At 41.8% G+C, this 23,626-nt stretch carries 24 protein-coding genes; 21 read left to right on the forward strand and 3 right to left on the reverse strand.

Annotated features, from left to right (window positions below):
- Positions 1-40 precede the first annotated feature (40 nt).
- The 6 genes from phnM to MKY20_RS14275 all read left to right on the forward strand — a co-directional run bounded on the left by phnM (position 41) and on the right by MKY20_RS14275 (position 5,766).
- Entirely contained in the window at positions 41-1,219 is a 1,179-nt protein-coding gene (gene phnM, locus MKY20_RS14250; protein WP_251267088.1) for a phosphonate metabolism protein PhnM, read from the forward strand.
- Positions 1,220-1,248: 29 nt separating this feature from the next.
- Positions 1,249-1,953, forward strand: a complete 705-nt coding sequence (locus MKY20_RS14255) for a phosphonate C-P lyase system protein PhnL (RefSeq protein WP_341001592.1) — start codon at positions 1,249-1,251, stop codon at positions 1,951-1,953.
- A gap of 118 nt (positions 1,954-2,071) precedes the next feature.
- Positions 2,072-3,106 carry a phosphate/phosphite/phosphonate ABC transporter substrate-binding protein gene (phnD, locus tag MKY20_RS14260; RefSeq protein ID WP_341001593.1) on the forward strand — a complete coding sequence of 345 codons (1,035 nt, stop codon included), beginning with the start codon at positions 2,072-2,074 and terminating at the stop codon, positions 3,104-3,106.
- A 239-nt stretch (positions 3,107-3,345) separates the two neighbouring features.
- The gene (gene phnC, locus MKY20_RS14265; RefSeq protein WP_009333790.1) at positions 3,346-4,134 is read left to right on the forward strand and encodes a phosphonate ABC transporter ATP-binding protein; all 789 of its coding nucleotides are present in this window, start codon (positions 3,346-3,348) and stop codon (positions 4,132-4,134) included.
- Complete coding sequence (locus tag MKY20_RS14270; RefSeq protein WP_009333792.1) at positions 4,124-4,909, forward strand: PhnE/PtxC family ABC transporter permease; 786 nt, start codon at positions 4,124-4,126, stop codon at positions 4,907-4,909. Before phnC ends, MKY20_RS14270 begins: the two co-directional genes overlap by 11 nt.
- Positions 4,909-5,766 (forward strand): PhnE/PtxC family ABC transporter permease, encoded by an 858-nt coding sequence (locus MKY20_RS14275; protein WP_341001597.1) that lies wholly within the window; start codon positions 4,909-4,911, stop codon positions 5,764-5,766. Before MKY20_RS14270 ends, MKY20_RS14275 begins: the two co-directional genes overlap by 1 nt.
- A gap of 294 nt (positions 5,767-6,060) precedes the next feature.
- On the opposite strand, the gene MKY20_RS14280 is transcribed toward MKY20_RS14275, so the two are convergent.
- The gene (locus tag MKY20_RS14280; RefSeq protein ID WP_284521752.1) at positions 6,061-6,564 is read right to left on the reverse strand and encodes a spore coat protein; all 504 of its coding nucleotides are present in this window, start codon (positions 6,562-6,564) and stop codon (positions 6,061-6,063) included.
- Positions 6,565-6,948: 384 nt separating this feature from the next.
- Here MKY20_RS14280 and MKY20_RS14285 point away from each other — a divergent pair, with 384 nt between their 5' ends.
- The 11 genes from MKY20_RS14285 (at position 6,949) to MKY20_RS14335 (ending at position 18,610) form a co-directional block, all read left to right on the forward strand.
- Positions 6,949-8,529, forward strand: a complete 1,581-nt coding sequence (locus tag MKY20_RS14285; protein ID WP_217025574.1) for a glutathione ABC transporter substrate-binding protein — start codon at positions 6,949-6,951, stop codon at positions 8,527-8,529.
- 75 nt (positions 8,530-8,604) lie between these two features.
- Positions 8,605-9,528, forward strand: a complete 924-nt coding sequence (gsiC, locus tag MKY20_RS14290; protein ID WP_009333796.1) for a glutathione ABC transporter permease GsiC — start codon at positions 8,605-8,607, stop codon at positions 9,526-9,528.
- A gap of 12 nt (positions 9,529-9,540) precedes the next feature.
- Positions 9,541-10,437 (forward strand): ABC transporter permease, encoded by an 897-nt coding sequence (locus MKY20_RS14295; RefSeq protein ID WP_019382316.1) that lies wholly within the window; start codon positions 9,541-9,543, stop codon positions 10,435-10,437.
- Between the two features lie 14 nt (positions 10,438-10,451).
- The gene (locus MKY20_RS14300; protein ID WP_009333798.1) at positions 10,452-11,441 is read left to right on the forward strand and encodes an ABC transporter ATP-binding protein; all 990 of its coding nucleotides are present in this window, start codon (positions 10,452-10,454) and stop codon (positions 11,439-11,441) included.
- Positions 11,434-12,402, forward strand: coding sequence for an ABC transporter ATP-binding protein (locus MKY20_RS14305; RefSeq protein WP_026041742.1), 969 nt, complete (start codon positions 11,434-11,436; stop codon positions 12,400-12,402). Before MKY20_RS14300 ends, MKY20_RS14305 begins: the two co-directional genes overlap by 8 nt.
- Positions 12,403-12,593: 191 nt before the next feature.
- Entirely contained in the window at positions 12,594-13,502 is a 909-nt protein-coding gene (locus tag MKY20_RS14310) for a sugar phosphate isomerase/epimerase family protein (protein ID WP_341001600.1), read from the forward strand.
- 5 nt (positions 13,503-13,507) lie between these two features.
- The gene (locus MKY20_RS14315) at positions 13,508-14,569 is read left to right on the forward strand and encodes a Gfo/Idh/MocA family protein (RefSeq protein ID WP_341001602.1); all 1,062 of its coding nucleotides are present in this window, start codon (positions 13,508-13,510) and stop codon (positions 14,567-14,569) included.
- A 1-nt stretch (position 14,570) separates the two neighbouring features.
- Positions 14,571-15,458: a sugar phosphate isomerase/epimerase family protein gene (locus tag MKY20_RS14320; protein WP_341001604.1), complete on the forward strand. Its 888-nt coding sequence runs from the start codon at positions 14,571-14,573 to the stop codon at positions 15,456-15,458.
- Between the two features lie 233 nt (positions 15,459-15,691).
- Positions 15,692-16,846, forward strand: a complete 1,155-nt coding sequence (locus MKY20_RS14325) for an ROK family transcriptional regulator (protein WP_019382310.1) — start codon at positions 15,692-15,694, stop codon at positions 16,844-16,846.
- A 28-nt stretch (positions 16,847-16,874) separates the two neighbouring features.
- Complete coding sequence (locus MKY20_RS14330; protein WP_341001606.1) at positions 16,875-17,891, forward strand: asparaginase; 1,017 nt, start codon at positions 16,875-16,877, stop codon at positions 17,889-17,891.
- A 32-nt stretch (positions 17,892-17,923) separates the two neighbouring features.
- Complete coding sequence (locus MKY20_RS14335) at positions 17,924-18,610, forward strand: copper homeostasis protein CutC (protein ID WP_341001607.1); 687 nt, start codon at positions 17,924-17,926, stop codon at positions 18,608-18,610.
- A gap of 108 nt (positions 18,611-18,718) precedes the next feature.
- On the opposite strand, the gene MKY20_RS14340 is transcribed toward MKY20_RS14335, so the two are convergent.
- Together MKY20_RS14340 and MKY20_RS14345 are read right to left on the reverse strand one after the other, a co-directional pair.
- Positions 18,719-20,179: a serine hydrolase domain-containing protein gene (locus MKY20_RS14340; protein ID WP_341001609.1), complete on the reverse strand. Its 1,461-nt coding sequence runs from the start codon at positions 20,177-20,179 to the stop codon at positions 18,719-18,721.
- Between the two features lie 323 nt (positions 20,180-20,502).
- The gene (locus tag MKY20_RS14345; protein ID WP_019382306.1) at positions 20,503-21,291 is read right to left on the reverse strand and encodes a Cof-type HAD-IIB family hydrolase; all 789 of its coding nucleotides are present in this window, start codon (positions 21,289-21,291) and stop codon (positions 20,503-20,505) included.
- 131 nt (positions 21,292-21,422) lie between these two features.
- Here MKY20_RS14345 and MKY20_RS14350 point away from each other — a divergent pair, with 131 nt between their 5' ends.
- From MKY20_RS14350 to MKY20_RS14365, 4 genes are all read left to right on the forward strand, one after another.
- The gene (locus tag MKY20_RS14350) at positions 21,423-22,022 is read left to right on the forward strand and encodes a GNAT family N-acetyltransferase (protein ID WP_009333808.1); all 600 of its coding nucleotides are present in this window, start codon (positions 21,423-21,425) and stop codon (positions 22,020-22,022) included.
- A gap of 191 nt (positions 22,023-22,213) precedes the next feature.
- Positions 22,214-22,351 (forward strand): hypothetical protein, encoded by a 138-nt coding sequence (locus tag MKY20_RS14355; protein WP_019382305.1) that lies wholly within the window; start codon positions 22,214-22,216, stop codon positions 22,349-22,351.
- 213 nt (positions 22,352-22,564) lie between these two features.
- Complete coding sequence (locus MKY20_RS14360; protein ID WP_009333810.1) at positions 22,565-22,831, forward strand: hypothetical protein; 267 nt, start codon at positions 22,565-22,567, stop codon at positions 22,829-22,831.
- A 222-nt stretch (positions 22,832-23,053) separates the two neighbouring features.
- A complete protein-coding gene (locus MKY20_RS14365) occupies positions 23,054-23,227 on the forward strand; it encodes a hypothetical protein (RefSeq protein WP_226280741.1) in 174 nt (57 codons plus the stop codon).
- The last annotated feature ends 399 nt before the right edge of the window (positions 23,228-23,626 follow it).

Here is a 23,626-nt window from a genome sequence, read left to right on the forward strand (position 1 = left end):
TAATCGGAATATATTTCATTTCAAATTAGGGGGAAGCACATTGTACGTCATTACGAACGGAAAACTTATTACAGAGGATACTATTCTGCAAGGCTATGACCTTCTGATTGAGAATGATAGGATCAGCAGAATTGCTCCAAAGGGAGAAATGAAATTTGAAGATTCCATGGAAGTGATAGATGCAGCGGGCGGCTATGTCACACCTGGATTTATCGATATCCACTCCGACTATATTGAGCATATGGCGGCACCGAGGCCAACCTCATTAATGAACTTTCATTTAAGTCTAAGGGAAGCAGAGAAGGAGCTCATATCCCATGGAATCACAACGATGTTCCACTCCCTTTCCCTATTTAAAGAAACAGAATATGCATACAAGCCGATCCGGGAACCGGAAAATGTCAGAAAGCTCATCGACCTGATTGATGAGACACACAGTACGAAGCATCTTGTCCGACATCGCTTCCATGCACGAATGGAAATTGATAATGTGGATGAAATCGAAAACCTCAAAAGCTATATAAGCGAAGATAAGGTGCACCTGATTTCGTTTATGGACCATACACCCGGACAAGGGCAATATCGCCATCTGGAAATTTACCGGAACACGGTTAAAAGCTATAACAGCATGAGCGATGCCGCTATAGACGTTTTAATCCGAAATCACCAAACGAAGGAAAAGCTTTCAGTCGAAGATATGAAGGAGATTGCGGAGCACGCACGGGCACATAATATAGCAGTTGCTTCACATGATGATGACAGTTTCGAAAAGCTGGAGCTGGTCAAAAGCTTTGGCACTACCATCAGTGAATTCCCGATTACCCAGGAGGTAGCGTACAAGGCGAAGGGGCTTGGCATGTATACAGTGGCCGGAGCCCCAAATGTGCTGCTCGGAGGCTCCCACAGCGGAAATCTGGGTGCTGCCGACGCGATTCAAAATGATTCAATTGATATCTTGTGCAGTGATTACTATCCGGCTGCCATGCTTCATGCCATTTTTGAACTGGTAAGGAAGTTTGGGATGGATCTGGCAGACATGATCAGGCTTGTCACCATTAATCCTGCAAAAGCCGTGAATATGGATGAGGAAATCGGTTCGATCAAGGAAGGAAAAAAAGCAGACCTTTTGATCATTGAAAAATTGGCAGACGATTTTCCGGTAATCACGGGCGTATTCGTTGATGGGAAGCTGATCCAAAAAACGAATTACAGAATTTAATACTACTTTGAGAGAAAGCGGGTGGATTGGTGGAAAATCTATTGGAAATCAGGGAACTGTCCAAATCATTTAGCCTTCATAATCTCGGGAAAAATATCCATGCAGTGAGCGGCATTGATATCAGATTGGGGGAAGGAGACTTTGTTGGAATTACTGGAAAAAGCGGAAGCGGAAAATCAACAATCCTGAAATGTATTTATGGAACATACAGACTTCAACATGGAAGCATTTGGTACAATTCCAAAAAGTTCGGTCCTCTCAATATTGCAGAGGCAACAAATAGACAAATGATTTATTTGCGCAAGCATGAAATAGGCTATGTATCTCAATTTCTGAATGTTATGCCAAGAACCACTGCCAGGCAGCTTGTAATGCAGGCCCTTATTGAAATGGGACGGGACCTTGTTCATGCTGAGAAAGAGACAGAGCAGATCCTTTCGCATTTCGAGCTGGACCCAGAGCTATGGGACAGCTATCCTGCCACCTTTTCTGGCGGGGAAAAACTCAGACTCAACATTGCGCGGGCGATGGTCAAGAAGCCAAGACTGCTTCTTCTGGATGAACCGACCGCAAGCCTGGACTATGAATCTAAAATGAAGGTGAAAGTCTTAATAGAGCAACTAATGCAAGAAGGCACGACGATGCTGGGAATCTTTCATGATCTTGAATTTATGAACAACTTATGTGACAGGGAATACAACATGCAGAATGGTGTATTTACATTGTCTCATTAATTCTTTACCAGTGCTTAACGATTTCTCATAATGCCTTATCAGTAGATTAATATTCTTTCGCTATAGTTAGGTCAATGGTATTATAAAAATTTTTCCAAATAAGAGAGGGGAAAAAATCATGAAGAAAATGGCGCTATTTCTGCTTTCTATGGCTATGACAGTTGTATTTGCAGGCTGTTCGTTCACTGCAAACTCAGAGAAGGATGATACACTGACGATCGCTTGGCTTCCAAACGAATCAGGCGCAGATTTAGGTGAGGCACGTGACGAAATTGGGAAATTAATAGAAGAGAAAACAGGAAAGAAAGTGGAGCATCAAACAACGACTGACTATATTGTAGCAATTGAAGCGATTGCCAACGGCAATGCAGATATGGCGTTTCTTGGTGCACAAGGATACATAGAATCCCATAACAAGAATGAAAAGGTTCTTCCGCTGGTTGTTCCAAGCGGCGAGTCCGGCACTTTGGAGGACGCTGTGTATTACAGCTGGCTGGCTGTTCAGAAGGAAAATGCAGATGAATACAAAAACGGCGGGGAATTTGCCATAGACAATATTCAAGGAAAGAAATTCTCCTTTGTTTCAAACAGTTCCACATCAGGATTCAAGGTTCCATCTACAGGCATTACTGATTATTTCAGCGAAAAAGAAGAGTTTAAGAGTTTGACAGCTGAGGATTTACTTGAGGGCGGAGAGGACAAGTTCTTCAATGAAGTATTATTTGGCGGCTCCCACCAGGGTTCTGCTGTCAATCTATTAACCGGCAAAGCGGATGTAGCGGCATTCTGTGATACATGTGTGAACAATTATGTGGAGCTTGCAGAAGGTGATGCTAACAAGCCAGGCGCAGTTTATAAAGTGAAAGATGATGCTGCTGAACCATTGAACACGGTTGCCGGAAAAGAGTTCAGCTTAATCTCAGTAACTCCAGTTTTAAATGCACCATTTGTAATTAATTCCGGTACATTGAGCGAAGAAGACCAAAAACAGCTTCTTGAAATCATGACATCAGATGAAGTGGCAAATAACGAAAAAATCTTTGTTCCGGAGGACTCCGAATTTTCCGGATTATTCAGCAAGAAATCTGGAAATGAGCGTCTGGTTGAAGTAGAGGATGGGTGGTTCAATCCGATCCGCGAGCTTGCAAAATAAAGGTAAGCATTCATCAGTGGGGGCTTCCATTCCCCGCTGATGACTTTTACTTTATTGTCTTTGGGGATAGATTAATTTATTTGCATAGAATAGAGAATTTTTTAGGTATATTTCTGATTTATTTTCGGTTAAAATTATTAATTTGCTTACAGTCAAGATTTATTTGCAGTTAGAACAGAGTGATGAAATCTACTGCCCGTTAAAGCAGGATAAAACAATTGGATAGGAGGGGTTAACTCATGACAGCATTATTGGAAGTTAATCACCTTACAAAGCAATTTGGCAAAGATTCGAAAGCATTAACTGATGTAAGCTTCTCAGTCCAGGAAGGGGAGTTCGTTTCCATTATCGGCCCATCAGGAGCAGGGAAATCAACTCTCCTCCGCTGCATCAACCGCATGATTGATGCGACAGGCGGAGAAATAAGGTTCCAGGATCTCCAGGTAATGGACTTGAAGAAAAAAGAATTAAAGCAGGTCCGCACCAAAATTGGCATGATCTTTCAGCACTATAACTTAGTGAATCGATTATCGGTAATCGAAAACACGCTGCACGGAAAATTGGGAACCAAATCAACACTGGCTGGAGTTCTTGGATATTACAGCAAAGAGGAAAAGCAGCAGGCCGTCCAGATTTTGAATGTGCTTGGACTGAACGAAATGATATATAAGCGTGCAGACCAATTAAGCGGCGGGCAAAAACAGCGGGTTGGCATTGCCCGTGCGCTTATCCAAAATCCGCGGATGCTTTTGTGCGACGAACCCATTGCGTCCCTGGATCCTAATTCGGCAAAAGTGATCATGGATCATTTGAAGAAGGTTTCAACAACAATGGGCATTACCGTTGTTGTCAATCTTCATCAGGTAGATGTAGCAATCAAATATTCAGACAGAATCATCGGCATTAACAAAGGGCAAGTAGTGTATAATGGATCGGCTAAAGGCTTGACTTCAGAAGACATTCAGCGAATATATGGATCGGAAGCAGAAGATTTAATCTTTGACATTGGAGGCATACATGCAGGCTGATATCTTTGCTAAGAAAAAGCGAAACACACTTGCCTTCCTATTACTCCTTGGAGCCGTGACCATCCTTGCCATGATTATTACGGAGTACAATGCTTTAAAGGGCTTTGCTTCAATCCCGAAAGCCATTCAATGGGGAATGGCGAACTTTTATCCAACCGCAGAATCCTTAGAAAAGCTGCCAGTTATTCTGGAAAAGCTGCAGGAAACACTCCTGGTTTCGATTGCGGCTACGACAGCAGCTGCTGCATTCGCCCTATTATTTTCCATTTTCGGTTCGAATACAACAAGAATAAATCCCTTTTTTGGAGCGATTACAAGAGGAATTGCCACTGTCTTTCGAAACATCGATGTTGCAGCATGGGCGCTGATTTTGCTGTTTTCATTCGGCCAAAGTTCGTTAACTGGCTATTTTGCTTTATTCTTCGGGTCATTTGGATTTTTAACAAGGGCTTTTACGGAAACGATCGATGAAGTGAGCGGAGGATCAGTAGAGGCGTTAAAAGCGACAGGTGCGGGCTACTTTTCTATCATCTTCCAATCAGTGATCCCATCAAGCATACCGCAATTAATCAGCTGGGTTTTGTTCATGATCGAAACGAATATCCGAAGTGCCACATTAATTGGACTGCTGACAGGATCTGGAATCGGCTTTACATTCAACTTATACTATAAGAGTTTGGCTTATGACACAGCAAGTCTGGTCGTTGTTGTCATCATTGCTGCTATCCTATTGATCGAATATGCATCCAATTATGTAAGGAAGGTGATATTGTAATGGAGGTAAAGGAACAGCTGAGTAATGTAACAGCACCAGCCGATCATCTGCTTGGCAAAAGAATGCCGGCTAAGCCTTTGAACAAAGCGGCCATTGTGACAAGATTAACCCTCTTTATTCTGGCTGCGGTGACAGTCTATGCATTTTACAGCTTTGATTATAAGGAACTGGACTTTATGGATGCGCTTCTTGGCACATTCGCCAATTTAAAAACCATCTTCCTTGAACCGCACTTGAAGCATTTCTCCTTTGGACATGCCCTTTACCAAGTTATGGTCACACTCGGGCTGGCTTTCCTGACAACCTTGTTTGGAGCCATAATTGCAGTACTATTCGGATTGCTGGCTGCTGAGAATCTGTCCTCGAAAAGGGTTTCAATAGTCATTAAAAGCATGGTAGCCTTTATAAGAGCTGTGCCGACCGTCCTGTGGGTGCTGATCTTCGCGGTTGCAGCCGGACTTGGAAGTACAGCTGCAGTTATTGGAATGACCTTCCATTCGATCGGTTATCTAATCAAAGCTTATTCGGAGTCCTTTGAAGAATTGGATAGGGGAGTGATTGAAGCGCTGCAGGCGAGCGGAGCCAATTGGTGGCAAATTGTCTTTCAAGCGGCTATCCCATCTTCCATCACTTATATGATTTCCTGGACATTTCTCCGCTTTGAGATTAACTTTGCAGTAGCCGTTGCCATGGGAGCAGCAGCAGGGGCCGGCGGAATCGGATTTGACATGTTCATGGCAAGCAGCTTTTACCTGGATATGAGGGAAATAGGGGCAATTACTTATTTTATCCTGGCCGTAGCGATTATCCTTGAAGTCTTTGCTGCCAGGATTAAAAGAAAGCTGAAAACAGCTTAATAAGCAAGAATTTGACCAGGTGCTGATATGCCTGGTCTATTAATTTTATAAGAAGAAATTCGGTGGTTATCAAATTTGATGTTTTCAATGGATTTGAGGAAAAGGGACGATTAGCCAGGCAACAAGATTGAAATGAATTGGTCTTATTGGCAAGTTCATTTAACGGGGGCCAACAATCTGAAGTTAAGCCTGGAATCTGGGAAATTGTTCCGATATGCTCATTCATCAGGTGACCCCGACATTGTCAAAAAGAATCAAATATCCATAAGTCAAAGCGGAAGCTGATTTAATGCGTTAAATAGGCTCAGAAAGAGCTTTATTTGCAAGGTTTACATCGTTTTTAAGTAATTTGTTTAAATTGTAAGAAGGATAAAAGCCTCTTTTATACATATACTGGTAAATTTTTGCGTGTAAATCAATTGCTACCATAAGATGTTTAGTTAATACAATTCTTACTGAATCCGTCGCTGTTTCGGTAATGGCAATTGCATAATTCCTGACAGAAGTTTTGGCCAGGCCTAATAAATCCCCAGAGTAAAATGGCAGTTTATCCACTCTTTCCTCATCAAATCGATCCGATCCTGGAGCCATGGGATAAAACTGAAGAAGCTCGCTGATATTTTTACTTAGGGCATGAATGGACTGTCTGTATATTTCCTTTAAATCCGGGTCAGTTATTTCCCGGTATGCTTTTTTTAGTTTCATAAGTCCAATAGATTGAAAAGCGACTAATTCATGGATTTCTAATGTTTCGTGCCATGCGAGATGCTGCGGGGGACGGTTATAGCTTTGTTCCATTATCAAACCTCCAGTAAAGAATTTATATAACTGTTTCAAAAAAATGAATCTGGGACTTTGTCTATTAAATTTTAAATTTCCGGCTTATAAGTTCGGTATTTCTCTGCCTTGTACGAAACTAAAAATAAAGGGAAGAGATAAGAAGTACACCGTGAAAAATAAAAAAATATAAAATTTTCAGAATTTAATATTGAAATCACGAGAATATCAATCTATAATAAATTTAATTATTTTCATCAGTGGAGAAAATAATATGTAAAACAAACTAAAATACGCTAAAATACATAATTTTTTTGCATATTTATTAACTTGGTGAAATTAATTATCTGAATTGAACTTCCAAGAAAAGCAAAAAAGACAAAATTGTTCGAGGGGGAAAGCAATTTGAGAAGGGTAAACGTGTGGAAAATGCTATTTGTTGTTTTTGTTTCTTTGGTACTAATGGCTGGCTGCTCCAGCAAAGAAAGCGGAACGGATGAGAAAGAAAGCTCTGGAAGCTCTTCAAGCTCGAATGAAGAAGAATTAGTGATTGCGGTAAATGAAAACTTTATATCCATGGACCCGCATAATACGGGCGATACGAATTCAAATTCTGTCCAGACGGCCATGTTAGAGGGATTGCTGGGGTCGGATGAAGAAGGGCAAATTATTCCGCAGCTGGCTGAGGAATACAGTGTCAGTGACAATGCACTGGAATATTCATTCAAACTCCGGCAGGGTGTTACCTTCCATGATGGAGAGCTGTTCAATGCAGAGGCGGTTAAAACCAGCTTTGAAAGGATTATGAAGGATGAGAGCCTCAGGTTAAATAGCCGCGGTTTCAATCTTATTACCAGCATCGATGTGATTGATGATTATCAAATTAAAGTCACATTAAAGGAACCATATGCAGGTATGCTGACAAGATTTGTTTCCGCTAAAATCTTAAGCCCGAAGCTGATCAATGATTCTTCCGGTGATATCGGCAAAACACCAGTTGGCACCGGTCCATTCAAGTTTGTGGAATGGGTTCAGGGGGATCATCTAACAGTTGAAAGATTCGATGATTATTGGGATAAGGCTGATCGTGTGAAAAAGATTACTTACAAACCTGTTCCAGAAAACGGCTCCCGTGTAGCTATGCTTAAAACAGGCGAAGCACATGTGATCTATCCGGCGCCAGTTCAAAACTTGAAGGAATTGGAGAGCAATTCAGACGTTGAAATTCATAAGATTCCTTCCACGATTGCCCGATATGTATCCATCAATACGATGAAAGAGCCTTATGATGACGTCCGCATTCGCCAGGCCATTAACTATGCAGTGAATAAAGAGGCATTCATAAGTGTCGTAAATTCCGGCTACGGCTTGCCGCTGGACTCGATTATACCTAGCAAAACCCAGTTTTACTCCAAACAGGAAACCTATGATCACAACATTGAGAAAGCAAAAGAATTAATGAAAGAGGCTGGATTTGAAGATGGCTTCAATGCTGAAATTTGGGGTAACACCAATTCAGATACATTGAAGGGAATGCAGTTTATCCAGCAGCAGTTAAAAGAAATTGGCATTACGGTTGAAATTAAATCAATGGAAGAAGGCACGCTGTCAGATGAGATTTATGGAGCTCAGACACCGGAAGAGGCAAAGGTGCAAATGTGGTATGTCAGCTGGTCTGCGTATCCATCCGATACCACCAATGCAACGAAGCCATTGTTCAGCAGCAGCTCATTCCCGCCGGATGGAGCGAATACTGCATACTACAAAAATGATGATGTAGATAAGTGGATTACAGAGGTAAATCAAACAGCAGATCCTGACAAGCAGGCAGAAATCTACAGCAATATTCAATCAGCTATCTACAAAGATGCACCTTGGATCTTCCTTGGGGTAGATGAGATTCTAGCTGGTTCAAGGTCCAATGTCGAGGGCGTCTTCATTTCTCCAACAGGCGGAATTAATGTGACAGACGCGAATCTTAAGTAAAAGCAAGGTAATCAGAAGAGGCAAAGGTTGTGTACCACCTAATGCCTCTTCCTTTCTAAGAAAGGGGTTTTCATTTTGCTTCAATATATCCTGAAGAGAATCCTGGAAATGATCCCAATCCTATTTATTGTTTCAATATTAATCTTTTTCTTCACTCATTTAATTCCTGGAGATCCTGCCAGATTAGTTGCCGGAAAGGATGCAACTCTTGAAGAGGTCAATATCATCAGGGCGGAATTGGGGCTCGATAAGCCTATTTGGGATCAATACATTACATACATGAGCAATTTGTTTCAAGGAGATTTGGGGACTTCCTTAAAGACAGGTCTTCCGGTTTCAGAGATGTTTGCAGACCGCTTCATGCCCTCCATCTATTTAACGTTCATGAGTATGGGCTGGGCATTGGTGCTTGGTTTGTTAATAGGCACACTGTCTGCGGTATTCAAAAATAAATGGCCGGATTATCTTGGGATGGTCACAGCCGTTTCTGGAATTTCCATGCCGGGATTCTGGCTTGGGTTGATTCTTATTCAGATTTTTTCTGTCCAGCTTGGCTGGTTTCCAACAGGGGGGGCCGAGAGCTGGAAAAGCTATATATTGCCTTCCCTCACTTTAGGCGCAGGCATCATGTCCATGCTTGCCAGATTTACCCGGTCATCATTGCTTGAAACATTAAGAGCCGATTTTATCCGGACGGGAAGAGCGAAAGGGTTAAAGGAATCAGTAGTCATTCCAAAGCATGCATTGAGAAACTCTTTAATTCCTGTAGTCACTATTGCAGGGCTGCAGTTTGGCTTCCTGCTTGGAGGGTCAGTTGTAGTAGAAACCGTCTTTAGTTTTCCGGGAATGGGACGATTGCTGATTGATTCCATTGCCTTCAGGGACTATCCAGTCATCCAGGCCGAGCTATTGCTTTTTTCCATTGAATTTATTCTCGTTAATTTAATAGTAGACATCATGTACAGTATGCTGAATCCGAAAATACGCTACGTTTCCTAGAGGAGGGGAATCATGGAAATCATAAAAGAAGTAAATGCCTATACCCCAGTGATTCCAAAGAAAAAATACTCACCTGTTAAAGAATTCTTTAAGAATTGGAAAAAGCAAAAAATGGCATTTGGGGCAAGCATTTTTATCCTGCTGCTAATCATCATTGCCATCATTGGGCCTTATATTGCACCCTATGATCCTTATGAGCCCGATTATAATACGACGCTGCAGGGTCCGAGCAATGAACATTGGGCAGGCACGGATGAATACGGACGCGATATTTTCAGCCGGCTGCTCGTAGGTGCGAGAATTTCGCTTGGTGTCAGTTTTCTGGCTGTTTTTTTGGGAGCGGCTGGAGGAATCATCCTTGGACTAATGAGCGGTTATTTTGGCGGCTGGCTGGATCGTCTTATTATGCGAGGCAGTGATGTCATGTTTGCGTTTCCGGATCTGCTGCTGGCAATCGCCATTGTGGCCATTTTAGGGCCGGGATTAACGAATGTGGTAATTGCAGTATCCGTTTTCAGTATTCCATCTTTTGCAAGACTGGTAAGGGGCTCGACATTGGAGGGGAAAGAGACCGTCTTTGTGGAAGCAGCGAAATCAATGGGAGCCTCGCACCGAAGAATTATGTTCAAGCACATTTTCCCTGAAACTCTTGGAAGCTTAATCGTTTTTATTACGATGAGAATTGGCACGGCAATCTTAGCGGCCTCCAGTTTAAGTTTCCTGGGTCTCGGCGCCAGTCCTGAAACACCGGATTGGGGTGCTATGCTCAGCCTTGGCCGTGATTATTTAGGAACAGCTTCCCATGTTGTCATGATGCCGGGATTAGCGATCTTTTTGACAGTGCTTGCTTTCAATCTTGTCGGAGATGGGCTCCGGGATGTCCTGGACCCTAAAACGAAGAATGAGTAAGGGAGATTGAAAAAATGGAGAAGCTATTGCAGGTTAACGAGCTGGAGACGCAATTTACAAAGGATAAGGAAAAGCTGAAAATTTTGCGGGGTGTCAGTTTTCATATCAATAAAGGAGAGGTACTCGGGCTCGTAGGGGAATCCGGCTGCGGCAAAAGTTTAACCTCCCTGTCAATCATGAAATTATTTAAAGGCACTAGCGGAGAAATATCGGGCGGGAGCATTTCCTTTAAAGGCGAGGATCTTACTCATAAATCAGAGCGGGAAATGAGAAAGATCCGCGGAAAACAAATGGCCATGATCTTTCAGGAGCCGATGACTTCATTAAATCCCGTAATGAAAATAGGGGAACAGCTGCTGGAGCCTATCCGGCTGCATCTTGCTTTAAACGAAAAACAGGCGAAGGAGCATGTGATTTTTATTTTAAAGAAAGTTGGGATTCCCCGGGCAGAAGAAATCGTTTATGAATTTCCCCATCAGCTGTCCGGGGGGATGCGGCAAAGGATTATGATTGCCATGGCCATGTCCTGCAATCCTCAGCTTCTAATAGCAGATGAGCCGACGACTGCACTGGATGTAACCATTCAGGCGCAAATATTGGAGTTGATGAAACAGCTGCAGCGAGAGGAAGGCATGTCCGTTCTATTAATTACCCATGATCTGGGTGTAGTGGCGGAAATGTGTGACCGGGTAGCAGTCATGTATGCAGGCCGCGTAGTAGAGGAAGCGAATGTATTCGATTTATTTGAAAGCCCCAAGCATCCTTATACGAAAGGACTGATAGGATCTGTTCCAAAAATCGGGCAGAGGAAGGATAAACTGACATCCATTAAAGGGAATGTGCCTGATCCCAGCAATATGCCAAAGGGCTGCAAATTTGCGCCAAGATGCACTGAGGCCATGGCCATTTGTTTAGAGGAAGAACCGAATCCCACTGATTTGGGAAATGGGAGAATGTGCAGCTGCTGGATGATTGAAGAAGGGAGGAAGAATGTATATGCCTGAGACACTGCTGAAAATAAACGGGCTGAGGAAGTCATTCACGCTTCCTGGCGGCATGTTTGCCAAAAAGAGATCATTAAAGGCAGTTCATGATGTGTCGTTCGGGATCGAGCAGGGGACTACATACAGTCTGGTTGGAGAAAGCGGGTGCGGCAAGTCTACAACAGGCCGGCTGATCTCAAGGCTGCTGACTCCTAGCCATGGTGAAATCTGGATTGATGGCGAAGAAATTTCACAAAAGAAAGAATCACAGCTGAAATTGGTAAGAAGAAAGGTGCAGATGATCTTTCAGGACCCTTATGCATCTCTCAATCCAAGAATGAAAGTAAGAGAGATTATTGCCGAACCTCTTGTGATCCATACGAAACTATCAAAAGCCGAACGGAATCACCTGGTGTCAGAAATGCTCGAAGTCGTTGGACTTACAGAACATCATGCAGACCGGTATGCTCATGAATTCAGCGGCGGCCAGCGCCAGCGGATCGGCATAGCCAGGGCGCTGATTATGAAGCCTAAGCTCATTATAGCTGATGAACCCGTGTCCGCTCTTGATGTTTCCATTCAATCTCAAATCCTGAACTTATTAAAGGATTTGCAGACTGAATTTAATCTTACCTATCTATTTATTTCTCATGATCTAAGTGTAGTCGAACATATCAGCGACAGCATCGGGGTCATGTATCTTGGCACCATTGTTGAATCAGGTCCGAAGGATGTCATCTTCTCAAATCCGCAGCATCCTTATACAAAAGCACTGTTATCTTCTGTGCCAGTCCCGGATCCGCGGCTGAGAAGGGAGCGGATTGTCCTGCAGGGAGACTTGCCGAGTCCGGTTAACCCTCCTTCCGGTTGCCGCTTTCACACGAGGTGTCCTGCCTGTATGGATATTTGCAGAACAGTGGAACCAGAGGTGAAAAAAGGACTGGCTGATGATCATTTTGTTGCATGTCATTTAATGGATTAGCCAAACGTGCTGATTCAAGGAGATTTATCTTAAGGATTTTACGCACTGCAGGAATTTATCGGTCACTTTTCGGAGATATAGTTCAGAATTTAATTTTTTCGATCACATGTTTAAAATATCGGCCACTTGGCGGAATATCTGCATTCCTGGCAAATTCACTATAAAAATACTGGAAATAGGAGAGGATTTTCATGAAGGTTGGACTTAGCACGTACAGTTTGGTAAGAGAATTAAGAGATGGCAATATGACGGTTCTGGATGTGATCGACTGGATTGCCGAAAATGGCGGGGAACATATGGAAATAGTCCCTTATGGTTTTTCGGTTGTGGATAATGCGGAGCTGGCACATCAAATTAAGAAGAGAGCAGAAGCAGCAGGTATTGAACTTTCTGCCTATTCCCTGCCGGCCAATTTTGTTCAGCCGACACAGGAAGCATTCGAACAAGAAGTGGAGAGGCTGAAGGAGCATGTGGATATTGTTAATCTCATGGGCATTAAGATTATGCGCCATGATGTAACAGCATTTCAGCTGAAGCCAGAAGAAATGACGATTCACTACTTCGAAGAGCATTTTGATAAGCTAGTAGAAGGAAGCCGTCAAATCGCAGATTATGCAGCACAATACGGCATTACGACAACCATTGAAAACCACGGATTCAATGTCCAATCGAGCGACCGGGTACAGCGGGTCATTCATGAGGTGGACCGTCCTAACTTCAAAACAACTCTCGATGTCGGCAACTTCCTTTGCATTGATGAGGATCCGCTCGTTGGGGTGAAAAAGAATCTGAAATACGCGGCAACTGTCCATTTAAAAGATTTCTATATTCGCCCATATTATGAGAATCCGGGTGATGGAGTATGGTTCAGAACGGTAAATGAAAACTATTTGCGCGGAGCCATCGTGGGCCACGGAGATCTAAATATACGCGAGATTATCAGATTGATAAAAGGCTCCGGCTATGACGGCTATCTAACAGTGGAATTTGAAGGCATGGAAGATTGCAGGACCGGTTCGAAAATTGGCATGGATAATGTAAGAAGATTATGGAACGAAGTGCAGGCAGTGAATGATACTAAGCCGGTTTTGAAAGGGTGAAGAAAGTGGAGCCTTTAAGAGTCTGTATTATAGGAGCCGGATCCATATCTGATATGCACTTCAAGTCCTTTGCCAGCAATTCTGATGCTGTCCTGTACGGAGTTTTTGATTATTCTGCGGAAAGAGCGGAAGCGAAAGCGCTGGAGTATGGAATCACCCATGTATATAGGGATATAGAAGAAGTGTATAGTGACCCGAATATCGATGCAGTAAGCATTTGCACCTGGAATAATAGCCATGCGGAAATATCTGTTGGGGCACTACACGCTGGAAAACATGTACTGGTAGAAAAGCCTTTGGCCATGAATGTGGAAGAAGCGTTAAAAGTGGAAGCGGCTGTAAGGAATAGCGGGAAAACCCTGCAGGTAGGATTCGTCCGAAGGTTTGCTACAAATACAAAAGTGCTGAAAGCTTTTGTTGATAACGGAACTTTAGGCGACATTTACTATGCTAAAGCATCATGCCTGCGCCGTCTCGGAAATCCCGGGGGCTGGTTTGCTGACAAGGATCGCTCAGGGGGAGGCCCTTTAATTGACTTAGGTGTCCATGTCATCGATGTATGCTGGTACCTTATGGGCCGCCCTAAAGTGAAGTCGATTTCCGGAAATGTGTACAGCAAGCTGGGGAACAGAGGGAATGTCGAGAATTTGCGCTTTTATAAAGCGGCAGATTATCAAAAAGACCGTAATACAGTAGAAGATTTAGCAAATGCCCTTATAACGTTTGAGAACGGTGCCTCTTTATTTGTGGATGTATCCTATACACTTCATGCGAAGCAAGATGAAATTGGAGTCAAATTATATGGCACAAAAGGCGGGGCAGAACTTGAGCCAGAATTGGCCATTGTAAGTGAAGAAAATAACACCATTTTAAATATTCATCCGCAAATGGATCATCTAACATTTGATTTTGCCAATGCCTTTCAGAATCAGATCGATTCCTTTGTTTCAAGCAGCATAACAGGTACAAATCCATTGGCGCCCGTTGAAGATGGAGTGGAAATGATGAAGATCCTCGCTGGCATTTATGAAGCGGCTGATAAGAAAAGTGAGGTGACGTTTGCTTAAAATGAAGACTGTGAAACTTTCAAATAAAATTGGTGTCATGGTGGATAGTCTTCGGCTGCCCTTGTACGAAGGACTTAAAGTCTGCAGGGATATGGGGGCGGATGGTGTACAAATATACGCCGTTGAAGGAGAAATGGCTCCTGAAAATATAGATCAAGCTTCCCGAAAAAAACTTAAAAGCTATTTGGATTCCATTGGACTGGAAATATCGGCACTTTGCGGCGACCTTGGAGGGCATGGGTTTCAGGATGCTGAGCAAAATCCAATTAAGATCGAAAAATCCAAACGCATTTTGGATCTCGCTGCAGAATTGGGAACAAGTATTGTTACGACGCATATTGGCATTATTCCTGAAGAGCAGGACAGCCCCATATATGAAGCCATGCAGACAGCATGTGAAGAACTGGCTGTTTACGCAAGAAGCATGAATGCCTACTTTGCCATTGAGACAGGTCCTGAACCTTCTGCCAGGCTTAAAGACTTCCTGGATACCCTGAGCACAAATGGAGTGTCAGTTAATTTCGATCCAGCGAATATGGTTATGGTAACCGGAGATGACCCGGCAGCTGGTGTTAGGCTCCTAAAGGATTATATTGTCCATACACATGTGAAGGATGGAAAAAGGCTTAAGCCTGCTGATCCCCGTGATGTCTACGGGTTCCTTGGATATGGCGGCGGTACAGACCATGCGAAAATTGCCGAAATGGTTGCCTCAGGTGAATATTTTAGGGAGCTTCCGCTCGGAAAGGGAAATGTTGACTTCGAGGCTTACTTCAATACTTTGAACGAAATTAATTATCAAGGGTACTTAACGATTGAAAGAGAAGTGGACCAAAATCCAATCCGTGATATCGCGGAAGCGGTAGGGTTCATTAAAAGCTTTAGGTAAATGGATTCATGCTTTGAACAAAGTGTATAATGAGATAGGGATTTCCAATGAAAGCTTCCAAAATGGAAACGTAAGATTTCTCTTTTGGAAGCTTTAACGAACTTGCACAGAAAAGTGATTTAGTTTTAAAGGATGTTGTTGGTTTTTCCAATGAAGGCGAGAGTCAACACGATTCTTTAAATGCACCTTCAGAGTTGGAAGTCTAAATCTGCAGGCATAAAGAAGGTAGGATAATGGAGAAACACGATCAGCTTTTAATGAAAAGACAAAATAAAAATCTTGTTCTTGATATTTTAAAGACCAAGTCTCCTATATCAAGGATAGATATTGCAAAAATGACGGGGATGAGCCCGACTTCCATAACACGAATTGTCACTGAGCTTCAGCTGCAGGGCTATCTAAGGGAAACGGAGGCAGTTGCATCGGGAGTAGGGAGAAAAGCAACCTTGCTGGAAGTTCGCGGAGATGTGCTTTATACAGTTGGCATTGAAATTGATAAATCCCTGCTGAAGGTTGGAATTGTCAATTATATTGGAGAAATGGTTTCATTACATAAGAGTAAAAGAAATGAATCAGAGAGTTATATGGAAACACTTCATAAAATAGATGCGGTCATTCGAAAGATCATGGATGAAAACGAGATTCCTGCTGCTAAAATAATGGGCCTGGCAGTCGGTTTACCTGGATATATTGATTATAAAAACGGAATTGTAAAGATATCGGATCAGTTAAAGTGGAAAGATGCAAGCCTGGCTGAAGATCTGCAAAAGCTTACCTCTTTTAATGTCATAGTAGATAATGAATTAAAAATGAAGATTGTGGCAGAGAGCTTTACAGGCAAAGCGAAGAATTCGCAGAATTCCATATTAATAGGCATTGGGTCAGGAATAGGCTCTTCTATCATGCTTAATGGAGACATTTACAGAGGGGAAACCAATAATGCAGGGGAAATCGGGCATACCGTGATTGATCCTACTGGCAATGTCTGCAATTGCGGCAAAATAGGCTGTCTTGCAACCTATATTTCTGAAGGGGCGATCCTTGCTGACAGCAGGAAAGTAAAGGATATTTCTTCTATAAAAGATGTGTTCCAATCCTACCGGGACCGGGAGCCCTGGGCACTAAATATTATGGATAGAGCCTCCACTTATATTGCATTGGCCATCAGCAACCTCCTCTGTCTGTATAATCCTGAAGTCATTATCTTGAGCGGCAATACGATTGAGAAGCTGCCTGAAATGAAGCAAGCCATTGAGCAAAAATGCGAGTTATATATTTGGGAGCCATTGAAGCAATCGGTGAGAATCGTATATTCGGAATTAAGTGAGAACGGAGTTGTTCTTGGAGCGGCCATACAGGCCCAAAATCTCATGCTGGAGCTTGAGTAGATAAGCTAATTTTAAGGAGAGAACTGAATTGAAATACACTGCATTAGTAGAGGAAGTCAGGGGAGGACTGGTTGAGAATATTCATACAGGGATCATTTGCGGTATGAATGATCAATTAGAATCCTTTTATCAGGTTGGTGATGAAGAGCATTACACATACTTTCGCTCTGCTTCTAAGCCAATCCAGGCGCTGCCGGTGTTTCTGACTGACATAATTGATAAGTACGGATTAACAGAGCAGGAAGCTGCACTGTTTACAGCTTCCCATCGAGGAGAACCCTACCATATTAAGGCGCTGGAATCCATGCTAGCAAAACTCCCTGTAAAGGAAGAAGAACTTTATTGCCCCCCTTCTTATCCTTTAAATATACAGCCAAGAGAAGAGATGATCAGACAAGGGATTCAGAAAAGGAGGCTTTATCACAATTGCGCAGGCAAACATATGGGATTTATTGCAGTATGCCGTGAATGGGGATTTCCAGTGGAGGGATACTGGAAAGAAGACCATCCTTTACAAAAGCACATCATGGATATTCTTTCTCATTTATCGGGCATCCCGGTCTCTGCTATTCATATTGGTATTGATGGCTGCGGGACCCCCGTTTTTGCCATTCCTTTAAAAAGGATGTCAGAAGTATACCTGAAGCTGGCTTGTCCCGATCTGATTCAAGACCCCCAGCTCCAGCTGGCAGTTGTTAAGATGACGGCCATTATGAATAACCAGTTCAATATGGTTGCATCACAGCATTTTATCTGTTCGATTTTATTGGAAGACAAGAATATTGTAGCTAAAGGCGGAGCCCAGGGTGTGTATTGCTTCGGACTAAAAAAAGAACGGGCTGGATTTGCCCTCAAAGTGTTAAATGGATCTGAGGATGTCTGGCCAAACATTGTAGCATCTATTCTTGAACAAATACACTATAGCAATCACGAAACCATAAAAAACCTGAGAAACCTAAGGCCTTCCGTTATTCGAAATGATGCTGGAATGGAAGTGGGATCTATAAAGGAAATATTTCAGTCCGAGAAATTGCTTTTAAATTAAAATTAGAACGCACGATTAAAGGAGATACAAACATGTTAATAGAAGTGATCGCAGATACCCTAAGTGATGCGCTAATTGCCCAGGAAGCAGGAGCAGGCAGAATTGAACTGGTAACCGGGCTCACAGAGGGCGGTCTGACACCAGGCTATGGCGTCATTGAAAGAGTGTGCAAGGAATTAAAGATTCCAGTAAATGTGATGATCCGTCCGCACAGCCGCGGGTTTTTCTATTCGGAAGAAGACCTTGACATTATGATTCAGGATATTAAAGTATGCAATAAATTAGGAGCGGCGGGTGTAGTGCTTGGCGTTCTTACACCTGATCATCAAGTACATAACGATCATTTGAAACGTCTAATCGATGCAGCAGGTGGGTTGGATATAACCTTCCACCGTGCCTTTGATGAGGCCGATGATCAATTTGCAGCATTGGAAAGTCTAAAACAGTATCCGCAAATTTCGAGAATCCTTACTTCCGGAGGCCGGAGAAGTGCAGCTGATGCAGCAGAAAGACTAAAGAGCCTGCATGAACGTACAGCAAATAGTCATTTAAAGATCATGGCGGGTGCAGGTCTTTCCATTGAAAATATCAGTGTGTTTTTGGATGAGGTGCCAGTCACTGAAGTTCATTTTGGTACAGGAGTTCGTGTGGAATCAAGCTATGAGCATGCGATTGATCCTGAGAGAGTGCAAAAGGTAAAGAAAATAATCGGTGCATAATGTGAAAAGGCTTTAGCGGAATGCGACCTGCTGAAGCAATATAAATTACAAGCCAAAACGCTCAGAGTTATTCTGAGCGTTTTTTTTGAGTGTAATTTTCTATAATCCTTAATCTTTATTTAAGGTGAATCGATGATAGATTCTTAAAGCGGTAAGAACCAATCCAATAATGAAAACAATCGCTAATAAGACCATTGCAGCAGGAAAAAGACCAAATGCATCAATTGTGGTTGAACTATTATTTTGTAATGTTGGGACAATAAAGAACAACCATCCGATTAATGATGCTGGAATTAATTGAGGAATTAATCGAAGGATAAATCTCCAAGTTGGTTGATGTTTCCGTTTTTTCGACCATTTTTTACTTCGCAGTATACCTCTTATTCCTAAAAGTAAGTAAATCAATGTGATAACGCCAAGTGATAAATCGATTATTTTAGGTGAAGGAGCTTTTGATTCAGGTTCTTGTCCCTCGGCTAATTGGATAATACCTGAACTAATCTCATAAGCGTGTTCTAAAGTAGGGGTAAAGCTATTTAGTAAAACTGCAACCGCATAGCCACTGCCAGGAACAATATCTTGTTGAGTTTGATACGTTGAAACTGCACCGCTATGTGAGATTCGGACTGGTTTGACGCTTGGTGAGCTTAAAGACCAGCCAAGTCCGTATTTATTGCTGCCAGGCTGCTGTGAATAAGATTCTTCCAATAATTCTTTGGATAAAAGCTGTTGCCCAGAACTGTTTTTCCCTTCGTTCGTGTGCATAGCAAGCCATTTCCCCATATCTGATGCAGTTGATATGATACTTCCAGCCCCCATATTCATCGCTACAAGCTCTGTCCAAGGTATTGCAGTTCCATAAGCTGTTACATATCCTTTAGGCAGTCCTTGTACAAAATCAGTAGAGTTCACTGCTGCAAGTGAATCACCCATTCCTAATGGAGAGAATATCTTTTGTTTAAGATATTGAGAGAATTCTATTCCGCTTACTTCTTCCACTAAGCGGGCTAAGAGCCAGTAGTTTGCATTGCTATAATAGTGTTTCTCTCCTGGATTTGATTGCAGATTCCAATCATATAAACGTTCCACTCCTGCTTTTAAGCTGCTCGCTGGCGAAACAATAATCGGATTCGGAATCCCTGATGTGTGACTCATTAGTTGACGTATTGTAACTTCTTTCCATCGTGTGTCGTCAAGTTTTACCTCTGGTAAATATTTTATTACTGGGTCATCCAGTTGGATTTTCCCTTCGTCAACGAGCTGTAAAACAGCAAATGAAGTAAATGATTTGGATGCGGAACCGATTCTCATTAATGAGTTTTCATTTATAGACATACCTTCAGAATCGTGACCATATCCTTTCTCATATACTAATTTACCATCTTCTACCACTACGATGGATGCACCGGGTAGTCCGTTACGTTCCATATAGTTAGTAACAAATTTATCAACATCTTCAGTTCTAAACGATTGAGCAGCATGTGCAGAAAAAGGGAGGTGGAACATAGGCATTACAAGAATTATTAACAGAGGAATAAAAAATAATTTCTTCGTATTAAAAGGTATCAAATAATTTTCCTCCAGTAGATTTGTGTTTATTATGAAAGGCTCGAAGTACAAACATAATCATACAAGATAGTCTTTATTAGGTTAACCTGCTATAGACTAATTATTTTCTAAGCCCTCAGTCGTATTTGAATATTCTGCTGTTAATATGATGGTTATTTTCCATGTCAATTCATTGCAAACATTGTTATGACAATAAAAAAACAGACCAAATTGATATGCTGAATGGTCTGCTTCATATACTAATTCAATTGTTCTCTCCCTTATCGGAACCCGTTAACGAATTACACCTGTCTTTTTTATTTCAAAAAGACCTATAAAATACTTTAAATCGCATAAGATTTAAGAAGATAACGTTCAATAAACTCAGCTAATCCATCATTTTCGTGGTGCCCTGTAACAAAATCAGCTGCGTCTTTAACCAGTTTGCCGGCGTTCCCCATTGCCACACCCGTACCGGCATGACGAAGCATCTCTATATCATTGGGGCCATCTCCAATGGCTGCGACTTCATTTGGGCTGATTCCAAGTTCGTTAAGTAAGCTTTTGATAGCAGCCCATTTGGAAACATCGGGAGCAACCAGCTCAAACCCGTCATTCCAATCGATGACTGCTGCTTCCGTTTTAAACAAAGCAGATATTTCTTGGCTTGGGGAACCAGTTCGAACACTATATTTAAGAACATCCTGATAAGCAGCCTGTCTTAAATCTCCAATATACTGCGGCGGAATTTGCCCAACTTTCGTCCAATAATCGATTTCTTCATTTGTTTCCTTACAATATAGCCCAGTTGATGTATGGATCATAACATTACATGGACTTTCTGCGGTCAGATGGTGAAAGCGTTCCTCGTTCAATCGTACGGTTTTTATTTGCGTAGCCCTTCCTGTCTCTGCATCGTGAATAGAGGCACCATTCAAACAGATCATGGGAGTTTGCAATCCAATTTCTTTATGGTAGGGAGCAGTTACTTCATAGTGCCGGCCAGTGGCTAGAAACACCATGACTCCCTGATCTATGAGCCGATAAATGGCTTCCATGTTTCGGCGGGAAATGCAGTTTGAGGCTTTCAGGAGTGTACCATCCATATCAATAAATACTGCACGCATATTCATTTATATTGCCTCCTCTTTCGTTGATAAACCAATCATATCCTCTTAATATTAAAGCCAGGTAAACTCAGTGTATAGTTTTGTGTTTTTTATTTATCGAGTTGAAACATCCACAAAGAATAGAGGGGCAGACTATGAATATTATTCTTGCTAGTGAAGCAAAAGGAAATATAAGAAATGAGATGAGTGTCATTTTTGTAGACGGCTTTTATCAATGGCTGAATTACTTTTCAAAGGATAAAGCTAAACTTTACAGGACATTTGCCCATATGTTTAATACTGAGGTCTTCTATACGGCTGCAGATGACAATCATATTGCAGCTATAGCCGCCTGTACAAACAATACACCTGCAGTGAGATTAAAATATAGTGAATTTAGAAAGCATCTTGGTTTAATTATGGGAAGTATTGCTTATATCGTTCTCAAAAAAGAATTTGAGAAAAATCAATATCCCTTTCAAATATCTGAAAATATGGGTGCAATAGAGTTTGTGGCAACATCAGTTAATTATAGAGGACAGGGTGTGGCGGCAGAACTGCTAAAATCCATAATGGATTCAAATCCATTTGACGAATATGTTCTAGAGGTAGCAGATACCAATACAAATGCCATCAAGCTTTATGAAAAACTGGGCTTTTCAGAGTTTATGCGTATACCTCAAAAGCATAGTGAAAGAAGCGGTGTCAATAATCTTGTCTATATGAAGCATGTGAAGAAGAAAGAAGTTGAGTAGCTGGGTCCTGTCCTGTGATGTGATGGCTAAATGGACGAACTGAGAAACCCTGATGCTGCATAGTTGATTTGAATCCATTTATCTAAAAATACGTTATTTTCACGAAAAAGAAGTTTAATAGAAGTAAAGTTAAGACATCAATTATACTAGGCTTCGATTATAAAATATTTCTAAGAAGGAGATTAATATCAATGGCATCTGTATTCAAAGAAGAGAAACTGTATCGGATTCAGATTATTAAACCATGCCAGGTAATAGGCATTCTCGATAATGTTTTTGGAGGGTTTTATCCCTTTTTAGACGATATTAAAGCAGAAAACTGGGGATGATCCCGGCAGGCTGTGAAGGGTGGTTAATCAAAAAATGGGGACGAACATACTTTTTGCCTGATGAAAACCAGAATGGAATCGAGCAATTCACACCTACAGACCAGCCATTTGTGTTAATTCCCTATCATAAAATAAAAGACTCTTACAAAAAAAAGAGCTAACGGGGACTAAAACTTAATCGGTTATAGAAAAAAATAAGGAGCGGCGGCTGCGGTGATTAATGACTGGATTCTTACAATTATTATCTTGCTGATTATAATCCTTTGTCTTTACTTTATTGCCAGACATAAAAAACAAGCGGTTCAGGTATTTACTTTAGAGAGTTTTTTAAATGCACATCACTGGAATGAAAGTGAAGATACGAATAAAAATATACTGGATTCGATTAAAGGATTTTTTGATGAAGCTGATCATGCCGGGAACGGCGATGAGAGTAATACAGGAGACAGCGATGATGGAGGGGACGACGGTGGAGAATGAGTGCCAGCAGTTACCCTGAAATAAATTAGATCATGAGTTTCAAGGTACCCGTTTGTGAAGGGCTTTTAGTCCCGCTCTTTGAAAAAGCTATGTTTTATTTTCATGAACTTTCTTAAAAGAAGGTTAATGAATGTAAAAAAATGGATTGTGACCTTCTATTTCCGTTCGGATTCTTCTATGATTACTACTGTAACAAATATAGCAGCCAAGGAGGAATTGGAAATGAAAAAATGGTTATTAGCTATGATGGCAGTTTTAATGATTACAGGTGTGGCTACAGGCTGCAACAATGAAGATGATACTGACGAGACTAACACAGAAGAAACTGAAGATACGGGAACAGAAGAAGGCACTGAAGAAGGAACAGAAGAAGGAACTGAAGAGGAAACTGAGTAAGATTCAAATTCAAAGAAAGTGCGCCTTATGAAGAAGGTGCACTTTTCTTTTGGAAAAACAGCTTTATAAACAAGGCTGTTTTCGCAAGGTTTGTTGCTTTTTATATATTATTATTTACTGAGTTGATTGTAGCGGAAGGTGCGAGACTCCTGCGGGAGTAGCAGGACAGGTGAGACCCCGCAGATGCGCAGCGTCGAGGAGGCTCACCGCCCGCCCCGCGGAAAGCGAGCATCCTGGAGCGGAAATCAACGGACAACATTGATAGACGAAAAACAACAATTTATACGAAAAGAGCCTTAAATAATGTACAAATAATTCCAAAAGTTGTTTGACGAGACTGGCAGTTCCGTGCTACAGTAATTTCATAATACAAAAAGGTGTGGTGAAGTATGTCGGTAG

The sequence above is a fragment of the Cytobacillus sp. FSL W8-0315 genome, assembly GCF_038002905.1.
In the GTDB taxonomy this organism is placed as follows: Bacteria; Bacillota; Bacilli; order Bacillales; family Cytobacillaceae; genus Cytobacillus; species Cytobacillus pseudoceanisediminis.